The sequence below is a fragment of the Bacillus sp. NP247 genome (genome assembly GCF_018966865.1).
GTDB lineage: Bacteria > Bacillota > Bacilli > Bacillales > Bacillaceae_G > Bacillus_A.
This window is the reverse complement of the sequence record NZ_CP076653.1, coordinates 1758585-1774148: the sequence shown is the minus strand read 5'-3', so window position 1 is coordinate 1774148 and position 15564 is coordinate 1758585. Positions and strand designations below refer to the sequence as shown.

Annotated in this window: 18 protein-coding genes; 13 read left to right on the top strand and 5 right to left on the bottom strand. The window is 37.0% G+C overall.

Translation table 11 applies throughout. The annotated features are described in order from the left end of the window. Positions 1-7: 7 nt before the first annotated feature. Genes KPL75_RS09345 through srtB form a run of 3 tightly spaced genes read left to right on the top strand, consistent with a single transcriptional unit; the run spans position 8 to position 2559 of the window. A complete protein-coding gene (locus KPL75_RS09345) occupies positions 8-991 on the top strand; it encodes a FecCD family ABC transporter permease (RefSeq protein ID WP_144506940.1) in 984 nt (327 codons plus the stop codon). Continuing rightward, positions 981-1751 carry an ABC transporter ATP-binding protein gene (locus KPL75_RS09340; RefSeq protein ID WP_219920450.1) on the top strand — a complete coding sequence of 257 codons (771 nt, stop codon included), beginning with the start codon at positions 981-983 and terminating at the stop codon, positions 1749-1751. The genes KPL75_RS09345 and KPL75_RS09340 overlap by 11 nt, the downstream gene beginning before the upstream one ends. A gap of 43 nt (positions 1752-1794) precedes the next feature. Beyond that, positions 1795-2559, top strand: a complete 765-nt coding sequence (srtB, locus tag KPL75_RS09335; RefSeq protein WP_219920449.1) for a class B sortase — start codon at positions 1795-1797, stop codon at positions 2557-2559. 72 nt (positions 2560-2631) lie between these two features. Here srtB and isdG read toward each other — a convergent pair whose 3' ends face one another. Beyond that, positions 2632-2955, bottom strand: a complete 324-nt coding sequence (gene isdG, locus KPL75_RS09330) for a heme oxygenase (RefSeq protein WP_002112144.1) — start codon at positions 2953-2955, stop codon at positions 2632-2634. Positions 2956-3203: 248 nt separating this feature from the next. Here isdG and KPL75_RS09325 point away from each other — a divergent pair, with 248 nt between their 5' ends. After that, positions 3204-4403 (top strand): class I SAM-dependent rRNA methyltransferase, encoded by a 1200-nt coding sequence (locus KPL75_RS09325; RefSeq protein ID WP_219920448.1) that lies wholly within the window; start codon positions 3204-3206, stop codon positions 4401-4403. Between the two features lie 39 nt (positions 4404-4442). On the opposite strand, the gene KPL75_RS09320 is transcribed toward KPL75_RS09325, so the two are convergent. Beyond that, complete coding sequence (locus KPL75_RS09320) at positions 4443-4637, bottom strand: YwbE family protein (RefSeq protein ID WP_002160297.1); 195 nt, start codon at positions 4635-4637, stop codon at positions 4443-4445. After that, on the bottom strand, positions 4638-4811 hold the full coding sequence (locus KPL75_RS09315) for a hypothetical protein (protein WP_002112138.1): 174 nt from the start codon (positions 4809-4811) through the stop codon (positions 4638-4640). Positions 4812-4981: 170 nt separating this feature from the next. Between KPL75_RS09315 and KPL75_RS09310 the strand changes: the two genes are divergently transcribed. From KPL75_RS09310 to KPL75_RS09280, 7 genes are all read left to right on the top strand, one after another. Further along, positions 4982-5674 (top strand): response regulator transcription factor, encoded by a 693-nt coding sequence (locus KPL75_RS09310; RefSeq protein ID WP_219920447.1) that lies wholly within the window; start codon positions 4982-4984, stop codon positions 5672-5674. 1 nt (position 5675) lies between these two features. Then, a complete protein-coding gene (locus KPL75_RS09305) occupies positions 5676-6611 on the top strand; it encodes a HAMP domain-containing histidine kinase (RefSeq protein ID WP_219920446.1) in 936 nt (311 codons plus the stop codon). 125 nt (positions 6612-6736) lie between these two features. Beyond that, positions 6737-7660 carry an ABC transporter ATP-binding protein gene (locus KPL75_RS09300; RefSeq protein ID WP_219920445.1) on the top strand — a complete coding sequence of 308 codons (924 nt, stop codon included), beginning with the start codon at positions 6737-6739 and terminating at the stop codon, positions 7658-7660. Then, a complete protein-coding gene (locus KPL75_RS09295; protein WP_219920444.1) occupies positions 7653-7814 on the top strand; it encodes a hypothetical protein in 162 nt (53 codons plus the stop codon). The genes KPL75_RS09300 and KPL75_RS09295 overlap by 8 nt, the downstream gene beginning before the upstream one ends. Positions 7815-7881: 67 nt before the next feature. After that, the gene (locus tag KPL75_RS09290) at positions 7882-8586 is read left to right on the top strand and encodes an ABC transporter permease (protein ID WP_219921087.1); all 705 of its coding nucleotides are present in this window, start codon (positions 7882-7884) and stop codon (positions 8584-8586) included. Positions 8587-8620: 34 nt separating this feature from the next. Next, positions 8621-9493 carry a DUF4097 family beta strand repeat-containing protein gene (locus KPL75_RS09285; protein ID WP_219920443.1) on the top strand — a complete coding sequence of 291 codons (873 nt, stop codon included), beginning with the start codon at positions 8621-8623 and terminating at the stop codon, positions 9491-9493. A 24-nt stretch (positions 9494-9517) separates the two neighbouring features. Continuing rightward, on the top strand, positions 9518-10213 hold the full coding sequence (locus tag KPL75_RS09280; RefSeq protein ID WP_219920442.1) for an ABC transporter permease: 696 nt from the start codon (positions 9518-9520) through the stop codon (positions 10211-10213). 63 nt (positions 10214-10276) lie between these two features. On the opposite strand, the gene KPL75_RS09275 is transcribed toward KPL75_RS09280, so the two are convergent. Then, the gene (locus KPL75_RS09275; RefSeq protein WP_219920441.1) at positions 10277-10609 is read right to left on the bottom strand and encodes a YfjL-like protein; all 333 of its coding nucleotides are present in this window, start codon (positions 10607-10609) and stop codon (positions 10277-10279) included. Between the two features lie 134 nt (positions 10610-10743). After that, positions 10744-11247 carry a DinB family protein gene (locus tag KPL75_RS09270; RefSeq protein WP_219920440.1) on the bottom strand — a complete coding sequence of 168 codons (504 nt, stop codon included), beginning with the start codon at positions 11245-11247 and terminating at the stop codon, positions 10744-10746. Positions 11248-12121: 874 nt separating this feature from the next. On the opposite strand from KPL75_RS09270, the gene KPL75_RS09265 reads away from it, so the two are divergent. Both KPL75_RS09265 and KPL75_RS09260 read left to right on the top strand, forming a co-directional pair. Next, a complete protein-coding gene (locus tag KPL75_RS09265) occupies positions 12122-13642 on the top strand; it encodes a BclA C-terminal domain-containing protein (protein WP_375141024.1) in 1521 nt (506 codons plus the stop codon). 192 nt (positions 13643-13834) lie between these two features. Further along, complete coding sequence (locus KPL75_RS09260; protein WP_219920438.1) at positions 13835-15520, top strand: long-chain-fatty-acid--CoA ligase; 1686 nt, start codon at positions 13835-13837, stop codon at positions 15518-15520. Positions 15521-15564 lie beyond the last annotated feature (44 nt).

The following is a 15564-nucleotide window of genomic DNA, read 5'->3' as shown; positions in this document are numbered from 1 at the left end:
GATTGAGATGAATAAAAAAATTTGGAGTTTCTTCATCGTCACAGTATTACTAGTTATTATGACTACTGTATCCGCTGTGAAAGGTAGTTTAGAAATAGGTGTCATTGATCTTTTTCAAGGTATATTTACAGGGACAAATGAAGATGTTGAAGTCATTAAAGATTTACGTTTCCCGCGCATCATTATTGCACTTTTCACTGGAGCGGCGCTTGCTGTTTCTGGTGTGCTTTTCCAAGCGGTTATGAAAAATCCACTTGCGGATGCTGGGGTTATCGGGATATCTTCAGGGGCCAGTTTTATGACACTTGTTATCATTACACTATTTCCTCAGTTCTTTTTCTGGACACCACTATTCGCGTTTTTAGGCGGTGCGTTTGCTTGTTATCTTGTTTATGCGTTTTCTTGGAAATCAGGTTTAAGTCCGCTGCGTATCATTTTGATCGGTATAGCGATAAATGCGATGTTTACTGGTTTAAATGAATCTTTCGTTACGATTTGCGGATATTTCATTAAAAGTATTAAGCAGACGACAACATCTAATATAACGATGAAGACATGGAGCGACGTGGAAGTACTTGTTACATATGGATCAATCGGCCTTATACTTGCACTGTTTGTAGGGGCATGGTGTAATTTATTATCTTTACAAGATAAAACGGCTAAAAACCTTGGACTTCATGTGACAAGGGTACGTCTTATTATTTCTGCCATTGCTGTCCTGTTAGCAGCTGTATCAACTGCGATTGCGGGCGTTATCGCTTTCGTTGGATTACTTATCCCGCATATTTCAAGGCAATTGGTTGGATCAGATCATAAAGTACTTATTCCGTTTTCAGCCCTTGCAGGTGCGTTATTAATTTTAACGGCAGACACAATCGGTAGGTTAATCGTACCGCCTAATGAAATTCCAGCGGCAACGATTATGGCAGTTATCGGTGGTCCGTTCTTAATATTCTTGCTTAGAAAGAGTGATCGAGTTCATGGAAATTAAAAATGTAACCTTTTCTTATGATAATGTAACGGATCGTTTAAAGTCTGTTAGTAGTGAGATAGAGGTTGGAAAAATCACAACAATTATTGGTCCAAATGGTTGTGGGAAATCAACATTACTAGGTGTTATGTCGCGAAATCATAATCCCCGTAGTGGAGAAGTAATGCTAGATGGGAAAGCTATTAGCCAGTATAAGCCAAAAGAATTTGCTAGAAAGCTAGCGGTCGTTCATCAGCAAAATGAGGCGCCAGCAGATATTACAGTTGAGAAATTGACGAGTTTTGGGCGCATGCCATATAAAAATATTTTTTCTACACAAACGGACGAGGATAGCGAAGCAATCGAAAGAGCATTGACGTGTACGAGACTACAAGATAAGCGTGATAAGCCAATACACGCATTATCTGGTGGAGAAAGGCAACGTGTTTGGATTGCGATGACTTTAGCGCAAAATACGCCCATGCTGTTTTTAGACGAACCGACGACGTATTTAGATATTTACTATCAGCTTGAAATATTAGAGTTAGTGAAAGAGTTAAATGAAGTACATGGTTTAACGATTGTTATGGTATTACATGACATTAATCAAGCAATTCGTTATAGCGATCATATTATCGTTATGAAGGATGGAGAAATAGTTATGAAAGGTACGCCAAATGATGTTGTGACAGAAGATATGATTAAGAGCATATATGGCGTAGAAGTCGTTGTGAAATGCGATGAAGATACAGGGTTGTATATGGTACCAATGGGGATTTGATGAGCCACTAAATCCCTTTGGTAATCCGTTTTGAGGTGATAATTTGAGCGACAAGAAAGAAAAGAAAAAGAATTCCTTTTTTCAAAGAATACTTACAGTTGCTTTTTTAGGTATCTTTTTCTACTCCGTGTATGAATTAGGCGGTATGTTCATGGATTACTATGAAAATCGCAAAGTAATGGCTGAAGCACAAGATATTTATCAAAGGAGTCCGATGGAAGAAAAATCATCAGATGGAGAAGTACGTGCGCAGTTTCAAGCCTTACAAAAAATTAATCCAGAAATAGTTGGATGGATTACGATGGATGATACGCAAATTAATTATCCGATTGTTCAAGCGAAAGATAATGATTACTATTTGTACCGTAATTATAAAGGTGAGGATATGAGGGCAGGCAGTATTTTTATGGATCATCGTAACGATGTGAAATCTCAAAATCGAAATACGATTTTATACGGACATCGTATGAAAGACGGTTCTATGTTTGGGAGTCTTAAAAAAATGCTAGAAGAGGATTTTTTCATGTCCCATCGCAAATTGTATTACGATACTTTGTTTGAAGGATACGATGTAGAAGTATTTTCAGTATATACAACGACAACTGATTTCTATTATATTGAAACGGATTTTGGAAGCAACGAGGACTATGCATCTTTTCTAGAAAAAATTAAGGAAAGATCACTCTATCAAACAGATACAAAAGTGACAGCGGATGATCAAATTTTAACACTTTCTACATGTGATTATGCACTGGATCCAGAGGCTGGTAGACTAGTCGTGCACGCGAAGTTGGTGAAAAGAAATTGAAAAAAGAAAAGGTATAGAAGTAGAGAAGATATATTACTTCTCATACTTCTATACCAATTATTAAAACCGAAATTATTGAGCCGCAGCAATTGGCATACGAACAATTTTAACATCATAGAATGAGATTTTATTATCGATAATAAAATCTGGTAATCCACCACGGTGTGAATGCGCATCTTTAAAGGCCGTACTCTTTGTCCAACCTTGGAAATCTTCTTTTGCATTCCAACGAGTGCTGATCGTCACTTCGTCATAATCAACTGTATTTTCAGTTAGAAGAACTTCTAATCCTAAGAAACCGGGCATCGTTTCAACTTTACCTACTTTATTAAAGCGCTCAATTAATTTATGTGCGTCACCCTTCGTAATTTTAGATGTATTTGTAACAATAATCATTTCTTTATTCCTCCTATAAATCTATCATTATGTTCATCGTTTCATATGTATTAAATGATAATGAAAATCATTATCGTTGTCAATGATAATGATAAAATATATAAGTTTTTTTTCGATTAAGCGAGAGGATGAGCTAGTTGTACTAGCAAAGCAATAATATGGTATAGTGAAACGAGGCTTTTTTCAGTCTCGTTTTTTAAATGCTTCCTACTAATTAGAAAGCATTCAAATGGAAAGGAAGACATTACATGCGATCTGAAGTAACTATAAAAATAAAACCGAAGTTTATAAAAGAAATTAAAGGTGGATATCCACTTATTTTAAAAGATGCAATTCAAAATTTAAATGATGTACGTGAAGAAGGGACAATCATCAACGTAGTGGATGAGAAGAACCAATTCATCGGAAAAGGCTATTATGGAAAACAAAATAAAGGATATGGATGGATTTTAACGAGAAAAGAGAAGGAGGAAGTGAATCAATCTTTCTTTGAAAGTAAAATCAAATCTGCTTTACATAAACGAAAAGATTTTTATAAATCAAATGATACAACAGCATTTCGTGCCCTGAATGGTGAAGGTGATGGCCTTGGCGGTTTAATCATCGATTATTATGACGGCTATTACGTAGTAAGCTGGTATAGTGAAGGGATTTATACTTTCCGAGATGAAATTATAGCAGCTCTTCAAAAAGTAGCAAACTTCAAAGGGATTTATGAGAAAAAACGTTTTGATACGAAAGGAAAGTACATTGAAGGTGATGATTTCGTAACAGGAGAGCGCGGTGAGTTCCCACTTATCGTAAAAGAAAACGGTGTAAACTTTGCTGTATATTTAAATGACGGGGCGATGGTTGGTGTGTTTTTAGATCAGCGTAACGTTCGAAAACAAATTCGTGATAAGTATGCACAAGGAAGAACGGTTTTAAATATGTTCTCTTATACTGGGGCTTTCTCTGTATTTGCAGCGCTTGGCGGGGCAAGTAAAACAACAAGTGTTGACCTTGCCAATCGTAGTTTAAGTAAAACGATTGAGCAGTTCAGTGTAAATGAAATTGATTACGAAGCACAAGATATTATTGTAGAAGATGTATTTCTATATTTCAAATATGCAGCTAAGAAAAAGATGAAATTTGATATGGTGGTACTTGATCCTCCAAGTTTTGCACGCTCAAAAAAATATACGTTCAGTGCGGCGAAAGATTATAAAAACTTATTAAAAGAAACAATTGCCATTACAGAAAATAACGGTATTATCGTTGCTTCTACAAATTGTAGCGCATTCGATATGAAAAAATTTAATGGCTTTATCGATACAGCATTCAAAGAAATGAACGGTAAATATAAAATATTAGAAGAACATTCTTTACCAGAAGATTTCCGTACAATTGATCAATTTAAAGAAGGAGACTATTTAAAAGTAGTTTTCATCGAGAAAATTAAAGGTTAATAAAGAAAAAGGAGCTCAAGTTTAAATGAGCTCCTTTTCTTATTGAATGATATTTTGGACTCTGCCAACTTGCCCGTCCTGCAATCGTACTTTAATGCCGTGCGGATGAGAGGGTGAGTTAGTTAAAATATCTTTTACAATTCCTCTTGTTAGCTTGCCTGTACGTTGATCTTGTTTTAACACAATATCAACCGCAAGACCTGGCGCGACGTTAGATCGTTTTTGCCCGCTCATTTATACACCTGTACGTCTACGTTGGTTGTTTGTTTTCTTCGTTTGTTGGTTTTGTAATTTTTTCGTTTCTTGACTTTGATTTCCATTATTTGAGCCGTTTCCATTTCCTTGCTTTTTCTTCGCAAGTTGTTCGCGCATTAAATCAGCTAAGCTTACTTTTTTGTTTTCTGACATGATAAGTCTCCTTTATATAAAGTTAATTATGAACAATCGTAGTGAATTTCATCATATCATTGTTAGGGAAGGAAGGGAAGTTGGTTTGAAAATTCATATAATTCTTTCCAGTATGCATTCGTTACGATACAATTAAAATGTTAATGTTTGTAAAAAAAGGGGATAGAAATATGTCACATCATATTTTATTAGTTGAAGATGACCTCTCAATTCAAGAGATGGTTGAAACATATTTAATAAAAGAAGGTTTTCAAGTTACAATCGCATCTGATGGAGAAGAAGGAGTTAACGTATTTTTTAAAGGCTCATTTGATTTGATTATCCTCGATATTATGATGCCAAAGTTAGATGGTTTAGAGGTTGTGCGTATTATTCGGGAGAAGAGTGCATTGCCGATTTTAATGATGTCGGCAAAAGATACAGATGTTGATAAAGCTGTTGGGTTAGGACTTGGAGCAGATGATTACATTTGTAAGCCATTTTCTATGATTGAATTGGCTGCACGTGTAAAAGCAGCCATTCGGAGGTCTACAAAATATTCGGCTACAGAAACAACAGAAAAGAGGATTCAAATTGGTGATTTAACAATCGATCCAATTAATTTTACGGTTGAAAAAAATGGGAAGCATCTCAAACTTACGTTAAAAGAATTTGAGATTTTAAAACTGTTCGTAAAGAATCAAAATCGTGTATTTACAAAAGCACAAATATATACGTTAGTTTGGAATGAAGAGTATTACGGTGACGATAACGTTATTAATGTTCATATGAGAAGATTGCGTGAGAAAATCGAAAGTGATCCATCTAATCCAGAATATATTAAAACGTTATGGGGTATCGGCTATAAGTTGGAAGTGATGTAGTATGGTTGTATTTTTAACAGTGGTGATTATTATATTGCTTATCGTTATTTACGTGCAATATAAAATTAGGAAAAATAGTAGTAGGAATTTACGCTATACGTATGAGAAGTTAAATCGAATTGTAAAAGAACAAACTGGTGAGAAGCTATTAATTATGACGGATGATACAGAATTGCAAAAACTATTAGTCGCAATTAATCATCTATTAGATGAAAAGCAGAAAACGAATGCAGATCATGCGAAAGTGGAAATTTCAATGAGAAAAATGCTTTCAAATATTTCACATGATTTAAAAACACCACTAACAGTTATTCTTGGATATACAGAAATGTTAAATAAGGATAAAACGATAAATGAGGAAGAGCAGCAAATGTTGCTTGAAAAGGTGCATACGAAAACGCTGGAAGTTATGGAACTGATTCATAAGTTTTTTGATTTAGCAAAATTAGAATCTGGTGACAAGGCAATTGAGATAACAAAAGTAAATATGAATGAAGTTTGCCGTGAGAAGATTTTATCTTTCTATGATTTAGTGACGACGAAAGGTTTTCATGTCCATATTGATATACCAGAAAGAAATATATATGCACTTGGAAATGTAGAAGTATTAGGCAGGGTATTGAATAATTTAATATCAAATGCGATTACATATGGGGACGATGGAAAGACACTCGGTATGACTTTAAGAGATGATGAAACGAGTGTGTATATAGACGTATGGGATAAAGGAAAAGGAATTGATGAATCTCATATTGATAAAGTGTTTGAGCGTATGTACACACTTGAAGATTCAAGAAATAGATTGTACCAAGGAAGTGGTCTAGGGTTAACGATTACGAAAAGGCTTGTGGAAGCGATGGATGGAGAAATTTATCTTTCTAGTAAGCCGTATGAAAAAACGGTTTTTACAGTTGTATTAACAAAGATGCAGTTTTAGCTTGTAGAGAAGTAGATTCTACAAGCTTTTTTTCAGCGTAAGGAATTTGTAAGGAACGGGTAAGAAAAAAGAGATTTCCGTTGTCTATTATAGAAATATAGAGCAGTGCGAAAGGGGAAAGTGACATGACATATATATTAAAAACGAACCAGTTAACGAAAGTGTTTAAAGGGAATGAAGTTATTTCTAGCGTTAACATGCATGTGAAAAAAGGAGAGATTTACGGTTTTTTAGGACCGAACGGTGCTGGTAAAACAACGATTATGAAAATGATTACAAATTTAATAAAACCGACGAACGGTGATATTGAAATTTTCGGTGAGAAGTTAACAGACACATCTTATGAAGTATTAAAAAGAATGGGGACAATTATTGAATATCCAATCTTTTATGATAAATTAACGGCGAAGGAAAACCTAGAATTACATTGTGAATATATGGGGTATTACGATAAAAACGCAATTGATCATGCTTTAAATTTAGTAAAACTGCACGGTATAGATGATAAAAAAGTAAAAGATTTTTCATTAGGGATGAAGCAACGACTTGGTATTGCAAGGGCGATCATGACAAAGCCAGAACTACTCATTTTAGATGAACCGATTAATGGTTTAGATCCAATTGGTATTAAAGAGTTACGAGATTTATTTAAAATGCTTTGCAAAGAATATGGCATTACGTTATTAGTCTCTAGTCATATTTTAGGTGAGATGGAACAAATGGCAGATACAATTGGTGTGATTCAAAATGGAAAACTAATAAAAGAAGTTTCGATGAAGAGTATTAACGGAAAACAAACAGAGTACATTGAAATCACTGTTCCTGATGTGAAGCGTGCAGCTTATATTTTAGAAGATAAACTCGCTATAAAAAATTACAAAATAATGAGTGGAAACATGATTCGTGTTTATGAAGTGGCGGCGACGCAGCAGGCAATTTCAAAAGCACTTATTATGAACGATGTAGAAATTGAAAGTATTAATAAGAAACATAGTTCTTTAGAGGAGTATTTCTTAAATGTAATGGATGGAGAGGGCATTCATGCTTAATGGATTGTTAGTGAATATAGTAAGTGGATTGATCGTAATGTTCATAAGTGGGATTTTATATTATAGAAAACCTGAGCGGAAATGGATTTTAATTTTATTAGTGATAGGAATGTTAAGCGTAGTTACTGCTGGAATTAGAATGTTAGCAGCGTAGAGAGAGTTATATAAAGAATGGAGGCGTGGTTTGTATGCTTAGATTAATGAAGCTAGAGTGGAAAAGTATGCTTAGATTAATGAAGCTAGAGTGGAAAAAACATAAATTATCTAATTACTTTAAAAGTGTAGCAATTTGTATTATAGCAATTTTTGCTGCGGTAAGTCTTATGGGGTTGGGAGCGAAAGATGAAGTAGATGCGGCGCTCACTGATTTCACAAAATATATGACTTTAGCAAACATCTTTATTAGGATGACATTTCTTATTTTTAGTTCGATCATTTTGTCACGTTTAGTAATTGATGAGTATAGGAACAAAACAATACAACTATTGTTTATGTACCCACTGCAAAGGAAAATGTTAATGAGGGCGAAATTAACAATTGTTTTTAGTTTTTGTTTTGTGAGCATGACTATTGCTACTTTCACTATTAGTTTGCTCATATATTTTATGAACCCAATGATGGGACTGATTGAAACACCTATTACGATGGGTGAAATAATAGCCACCGTTCCGTCTACTTTTATAAGTGCATTTATGATATCTGGTATAAGTTTAATTCCTTTATTTTTTGGGATGAGAAAGAAATCGACACCGACAACGATTACTTCTGCAGTAATAATTGGAATGATAATTAACGGTAATGTTGGTGCTGGAAACGGTCAAGTAAATATGTATGATTTTATAGTTATCCCAATTGTGCTCTGTTTATTAGGAATTTTCATTAGTTATCTATCGTATCGTAAAATCGACAAGATCGATGTGGCGTGAAGCAGGCCTAAAACAACAACAAACTGGGGTATGAATGGTGAAAAAAATAATAGTAAGTGCTATTTTATTGCTTATAATTGCTAGTGTAGTTTTTGGGTTTAAGACATTTCAGGGGAAAGATTTTAAGAAAGAAAAGTCTTTTGAGATAAATAATATAAAAGAAATAGAAGTGGACAATGAAAACTGGGATATTGAATTTAAAAGCACAGAAGCTAACAAAACAGTCATTTCTGCTCAAGGCCAACGAGCAGATAAAGATTTAGATCCCATCGAAATAGAACATGAAGGAAATAAAGTTGTGATTAAGCAAAAACAAAAGGCGACCAGATTTTTTAATGGTTTTACGTTTCGGAAGAAAAATAGTATATCTATAGCTATTCCGAAGAAAGAAATAGATAAAATTGTATTAAATAATAAATCGGGCGATGTGAAAATAAGCGATATAGTAGTAAAAAGTATCGTGACAAAAGGCAAGTCTGGAGATGAAATGATTGTAGGACTATCGGCAGATAAGGGTGAGTTCATATCCGAAAGTGGAGATTTAATGTTAAAAGATAGTTCATTACAAGAAGTAAATATAACTTCTACTACTGGTGATAATTATGTGAAAAATATAAAAAATGAAAATATGAACATCACTTCAACATCTGGTGAAGTATTACTGAAAGATATGACAGAAGGAAAATCATTATTTGTAGAAACAAAATCAGGGGATATTGGCGTACGGTATAAGGGTGTTCCGACTTCTTTGAAACTTATGGCTAAAAGTAATTCGTCTGACATAATGGTGAATGTAAACGGACTTAAGAAAGATAAAAATACAGAAAAGGTAAAAGAAGGAACCATCGGTGATGCAAAAAACGAAGTGAAGATTTTAAGTGAAACAGGGGCGATTTATATCAATTAAATTTAAAATGAAAGGAGGACTATCATGCTACGTCTTATGAAGCTAGAATTGAAGAAGTTTAAGCTCGGATGGTATGTGAAGAGAGCGGTTATTGCGAATATCGTTATACTGGCACTACTAATCTTCGTTAGTATCGTTGCTCAAATAGAAGGGGATCCAAAAATAAGGGATCCGCAGATAATTTTGTCGATGGCTAGTGCGTTAGTAAGAGCAACATTTATTATTTTTGGTGGCGTACTAATAGCCAAGTTAATAATTGATGAATATAAAAGTAAAACAATACTACTCATGTTTTCTTATCCAATTAACCGAAAGAAAATGATGGCTAGTAAGTTGGCTATTACAGCGACATTAACATTTATAACAGTTATTGTATCTAACATTTTAGTAGTAGGAATTTTCTTTGGGATAGATAGTTATTTTTCAATTCTTCCTAATTCATTCACAGTAGATCAATTGATTCAAGAAGGGATAAATCTTATTCCTTTAGCCATTGCCACGGCAGGGATAAGCTTAATTCCTCTATATTTCGGGATGCGTAAACGTTCTGTGCCAGCTACAATCGTTTCTTCTATTATCGTTGTATTAATCGCAATTAATAACCCGCCCATATTTCCTATAGCGACGTTTCTTCCTCTTCAATTCACATTTGCAGCGATTGGAGTTGCGATTGCATATTATGGAATTAAAAATATAGAGAAGGAAGATATAACAGTATGACAAGAATACGTAAAAAAGAGTTGGCGTTATACCAGCTCTTTTTTGTATATGTATGCTTCATTACTACTCTGTAAATTTGTAGTGTTTGCTTAAATACTCTTGAACTCCTGGAGAAATGTTAAAGTTATTGGGACCTTTATATTCGATAGTAAACTCTCCATCTTCAATTGTTTCAAAGGCGATTGCATAGCTATCCATTTTAGAATTGTAAGAAGTATTTTTGACTTTTGCATCTAGATTAAAGTATTTTGTAATATACTCTTTTGATTCAGTAATTGCTGTTTGTTTTCCCCAAGGGGTACCATAACTTGTGAAATAAAGAGATACACCGATAACTCCAATGATTGAAGTTAGTAAGAGAGTTCTTATTGTTATTTTTTTGTTTTTTGTATTCAATTTAGTTCACTCCAATTAATATGAATTTATTTTAACGTATTTTCTCATAAAATACCATTTAGTAGAAAATAGTTTCACATGAAACAAGTTACAGAAAAAGACAAGGTGAGCAATCACCTTGTCTTTTTCTGTCGTTACATTTTAGGAGCTTCCATTCCAGCTGCAGCCCACTCTTCTTTTGCAGGACCATATACGCCAGGAACTGTTAAGTCAGCTTGTCGCATTAAAACGGTCATTTGCCCGCGGTGGTGATTTTGATGATTAATGAGTGTCATTAAAAATATAGAATTCGGCATAGGACGGCCAAAGAAGTCATTAATAGTTGCTAAATCTTTATCAGTCCATTTGCTTTGAAGTGCTTCAACAAAAGCTGCGTTTACTTTACGATACCCATCTGCAATTGTTTTAGCTGAAGTTGGAACAGGATAATCTTTCGTTTCTCCTTCAAATGTAAGTCCCGTACCAGATAGCATAACTGGAATTGCCGTCACGATATGCCAAGCAACCCTTCCTAACGTCCAATGCCCAGGTGCAATTTCTTTTGATAAGGATTCATCGGTTAATGCATTGAGCATCTTCTGAGTAGACTCAGCTTCATATTTCCATGATTGTAAAAAGTCTTCAATTGTTTGGTACATTTTTATCCCCCTCATTTATATTCATAAGTTAAATTCGTGAAGAAAAACGAGGTTCCTTGTAAATAATACAAAAAATAATTAAGGAGGCTTCTAACACGAAGCCTCCTTAATTAACTAACTTTTTCCCATTCTTCCTCATCAACCACAAGAAATAAGGCGCTCCAAGTACAGCAACGTTTAAATTTGCCCTAACGATAAAGATTTGAATAATCGCTGAACCGAGCGCTGAAATTCCGATTCCAATTAAGGCAAGAGCTGTTGGGCTAAATCCTGATTTCCATGAGAAGAAGAGGAAATTCGTTTAATGAGGAAGGCGAAAGTACAAGCGAAAGGAGAGAGAATTGCATGTAATAATTATTAGAATGTTAGGAACGAACCTTTGTCTATAAAAGGTTTGTTTTAGAACGGGTAGTTGATAGTGAAAATAAAACCAAGTTTTTATTAGAAAGATGTTTCTTAATTGTTGGCTGTACTTAAAAGATTGAACACGAAGGAAGGGATCAGCATGTCTTTATGGAGCAATAATTGTGGGTGTAATAATCAAAACGGTGTACATGTTGATTCATGCTGTTTTAGTTGCGATGGGACAGTTCCTAAGTTGGGGCCAACAGGAGCAACGGGTCCAACAGGATCGACAGGAATAACAGGAGCAACGGGTCCAACAGGATCGACAGGAATAACAGGAGCAACGGGTCCAACAGGATCGACAGGAATAACAGGAGCAACGGGTCCAACAGGATCGACAGGAATAACGGGCCCAACAGGTCCAACAGGATCGACAGGAATAACGGGCCCAACAGGTCCAACAGGAGTAACGGGAGCAACAGGCCCAACGGGAGTAACGGGAGCAACAGGTCCAACAGGATCGACGGGAATAACAGGCCCGACAGGTCCAACAGGAGTAACGGGAGTAACGGGCCCAACAGGAGCAACAGGCCCAACAGGAGTAACGGGAGCAACAGGTCCAACAGGATCGACGGGAATAACAGGTCCAACGGGAGCGACGGGAGCAACAGGTCCAACAGGAGTAACGGGAGCAACAGGCCCAACAGGCCCAACAGGTCCAACGGGAGTAACGGGAGCAACAGGCCCAACAGGTCCAACGGGAGCGACGGGAATAACAGGCCCAACAGGTCCAACGGGAGCGACGGGAATAACAGGAGCAACAGGTCCAACGGGAGTAACGGGTCCAACAGGCCCAACAGGTCCAACAGGAGTAACGGGAGTAACGGGAGTAACGGGCCCAACAGGTCCAACAGGAGTAACGGGCCCAACAGGTCCAACAGGAGTAACGGGCCCAACAGGTCCAACAGGAGTAACGGGCCCAACAGGTCCAACAGGAGTAACGGGCCCAACAGGTCCAACAGGAGTAACGGGAGCAACAGGCCCAACAGGTCCAACGGGAGCGACGGGAGCAACAGGTCCAACAGGAGTAACGGGAGCAACAGGCCCAACAGGTCCAACGGGAGCAACCGGAATAACAGGAGCAACGGGTCCAACGGGAGTAACGGGCCCAACAGGTCCAACAGGAGTAACAGGAGTAACGGGAGCAACAGGCCCAACAGGTCCAACGGGAGCGACGGGAGCAACAGGTCCAACAGGAGTAACGGGAGCAACAGGTCCAACAGGAGTAACGGGAGCAACAGGTCCAACAGGAGTAACGGGAGCAACAGGCCCAACAGGTCCAACGGGAGCAACCGGAATAACAGGAGCAACGGGTCCAACGGGAGTAACGGGCCCAACAGGTCCAACAGGAGTAACGGGAGTAACGGGCCCAACAGGTCCAACAGGAGTAACGGGAGCAACAGGCCCAACAGGTCCAACGGGAGCGACGGGAGTAACAGGCCCAACAGGTCCAACGGGAGCGACGGGAGTAACAGGCCCAACAGGTCCAACGGGAGCGACGGGAGTAACAGGCCCAACAGGTCCAACGGGAGTAACGGGAGCAACCGGAATAACAGGAGCAACAGGAGCGACAGGTACAAGTATCACGGCAACATATGCATTTGCAAATAATACGTCGGGTACAGCAATATCAGTACTTCTTGGTGGAACGAATGTCACACTTCCGAATAATCAAAATATCGGCCCAGGTATTACAGTGTCTGGGGGGAACACAGTATTTACGGCTGCAAATGCTGGGAATTATTACATTTCATATACGATTAATATAACAGCGTCGTTATTAGTAAGTTCACGGATTACAATTAATGGAGCGCCGCTTGCTGGGACTATAAATTCTCCTGCGTTAGCAACCACATCTTTTAGTGCAACAATCATTACAACTCTTGCAGCAGGAGATGCTATTAGTTTGCAATTATTTGGATTGTTAGCTGTTGCAACATTATCAACGACTACACCTGGTGCAGTTTTAACGATTATAAGATTAAGCTAAGTAACGTGAACTCTCTTATTCTTTTAAAATTAAGAGAGTTTATACATATAATAAGAAGTTAACGAAGTAAAGCATAGTTATATAAAAGTCAGAATATTATGATTGTAACGTTGTTATGACTATAATATAATGAAAACAACATCATGAATGAACATTCATTTATTTTTACAAGTATTGGAAGGGGGAATGAGAGTGGAAAAACCTTGGCTGCAGAGTTATCCAGATGAAATTCCAGGGACAATTTCTTATGATATTCAGCCACTTCATAGATATTTAGAGAAAATGGCTGCTCGTTATCCAAAAAAGAAAGCGCTTCACTTTTTAGGTAAAGATGTTATATTTTCAGATTTCCATGACAAGGTAAAGAAATTTGCGAATTACCTTCAAAGGCTTGGTATTGAAAAAGGCGATAGAGTTGCGATTATGTTACCGAATTGTCCGCAATCAGTAATTGGTTATTATGGTACTTTGCTTGCGGGGGGAATTGTCGTACAAACGAATCCTCTTTATACAGAAAGGGAGCTTGAGTACCAACTTCATGACTCGGGAGCAAAAGTCATTCTTTGCCTTGATTTAGTGTTTCCGAGAGTTACTAATATTCAAACTGCTACAAAGCTTGAGCACATTATCGTAACCCGTATTGCAGATTTTTTACCATTCCCTAAAAATTTACTTTATCCATTTGTACAAAAAAAGCAGGCAAATCTTGTTGTGAATGTGTCGGAAAGTGAAACAATTCACCTTTGGAAATCAGTAGAAAGGGAAAGTAGTGCTAATGTTGAAGTTCCATGTGACCCTGAAAATGATCTGGCTCTTTTACAATATACTGGTGGAACGACAGGTTTTCCAAAAGGAGTTATGTTAACGCATAAAAACCTTGTTTCCAATACTTTGATGGGTGCACATTGGTTATACAATTGCAAAGAAGGAGAAGAAGTGATCCTTGGTGTCCTTCCGTTTTTTCATGTGTACGGGATGACAGCTGTCATGAATTTAAGTATTATGCAAGGATATAAAATGGTGCTTATTCCGAAGTTTGATATGAAAATGGTTTTTGAAGCAATTAAGAAACATAAAGTTACACTATTTCCAGGAGCACCAACTATTTATATTGCTCTATTAAATAGTCCTCTTTTAAAAGAATATGATATTTCTTCAATTCAGGCTTGTATTAGTGGCTCTGCACCACTTCCTGTAGAAGTACAGGAGGAGTTTGAGAGAGTTACAGGTGGTAAATTAGTAGAAGGTTATGGATTAACTGAGTCATCACCAGTTACACATGGGAATTTTTTGTGGGAAAAACGAGTTCCGGGAAGTATTGGGGTACCGTGGCCAGATACAGAGGCAATCATCATGTCACTTGAAACAGGAGAGGCATTACCTCCGGGTGAAATTGGTGAAATTGTTGTAAGGGGCCCGCAAATTATGAAAGGGTATTGGAATAAGCCAGAGGAAACTGCAGCTGTATTGCAAGATGGATGGCTCCATACAGGTGATGTGGGATACATGGATGAAGACGGATTTTTCTATGTGAAAGATCGTAAGAAAGATATGATTGTTGCTAGTGGTTTTAACGTATATCCTCGTGAAGTAGAAGAAGTGTTATATGAACACGAAAAGGTGCAAGAAGTGGTAACAATCGGTGTTCCTGATCCGTACCGTGGGGAAACTGTAAAAGCGTTTGTTGTTTTGAAAGAAGGCGTAGAATGTTCTGAAGAAGAATTAGATCAGTTTGCACGTAAATATTTAGCAGCTTACAAAGTTCCGAAGGTATATGAGTTTAGAAGTGAGTTGCCGAAGACGACAGTCGGAAAAATTTTACGCCGTGTCCTAATAGATGAAGAGAAGAGAAAGAATGAGGATGAGCAAACGGGCTAAGGCCCTTTCTTTTTGAAAAAATAGGATTGACACTTTTCTAAATA

Coding starts and splice junctions, on each gene's coding strand:
- KPL75_RS09345 (WP_144506940.1), top strand. CDS start 8: ATGAATAAAAAAATTTGGAGTTTCTTCATCGTCACAGTATTACTAGTT.
- KPL75_RS09340 (WP_219920450.1), top strand. CDS start 981: ATGGAAATTAAAAATGTAACCTTTTCTTATGATAATGTAACGGATCGT.
- isdG (WP_002112144.1), bottom strand. CDS start 2,955: ATGATTATTGTTACAAATACATCTAAAATTACGAAGGGTGACGCACAT.
- KPL75_RS09325 (WP_219920448.1), top strand. CDS start 3,204: ATGCGATCTGAAGTAACTATAAAAATAAAACCGAAGTTTATAAAAGAA.
- KPL75_RS09320 (WP_002160297.1), bottom strand. CDS start 4,637: ATGAGCGGGCAAAAACGATCTAACGTCGCGCCAGGTCTTGCGGTTGAT.
- KPL75_RS09315 (WP_002112138.1), bottom strand. CDS start 4,811: ATGTCAGAAAACAAAAAAGTAAGCTTAGCTGATTTAATGCGCGAACAA.
- KPL75_RS09310 (WP_219920447.1), top strand. CDS start 4,982: ATGTCACATCATATTTTATTAGTTGAAGATGACCTCTCAATTCAAGAG.
- KPL75_RS09305 (WP_219920446.1), top strand. CDS start 5,676: ATGGTTGTATTTTTAACAGTGGTGATTATTATATTGCTTATCGTTATT.
- KPL75_RS09300 (WP_219920445.1), top strand. CDS start 6,737: ATGACATATATATTAAAAACGAACCAGTTAACGAAAGTGTTTAAAGGG.
- KPL75_RS09295 (WP_219920444.1), top strand. CDS start 7,653: ATGCTTAATGGATTGTTAGTGAATATAGTAAGTGGATTGATCGTAATG.
- KPL75_RS09290 (WP_219921087.1), top strand. CDS start 7,882: ATGCTTAGATTAATGAAGCTAGAGTGGAAAAAACATAAATTATCTAAT.
- KPL75_RS09285 (WP_219920443.1), top strand. CDS start 8,621: ATGGTGAAAAAAATAATAGTAAGTGCTATTTTATTGCTTATAATTGCT.
- KPL75_RS09280 (WP_219920442.1), top strand. CDS start 9,518: ATGCTACGTCTTATGAAGCTAGAATTGAAGAAGTTTAAGCTCGGATGG.
- KPL75_RS09270 (WP_219920440.1), bottom strand. CDS start 11,247: ATGTACCAAACAATTGAAGACTTTTTACAATCATGGAAATATGAAGCT.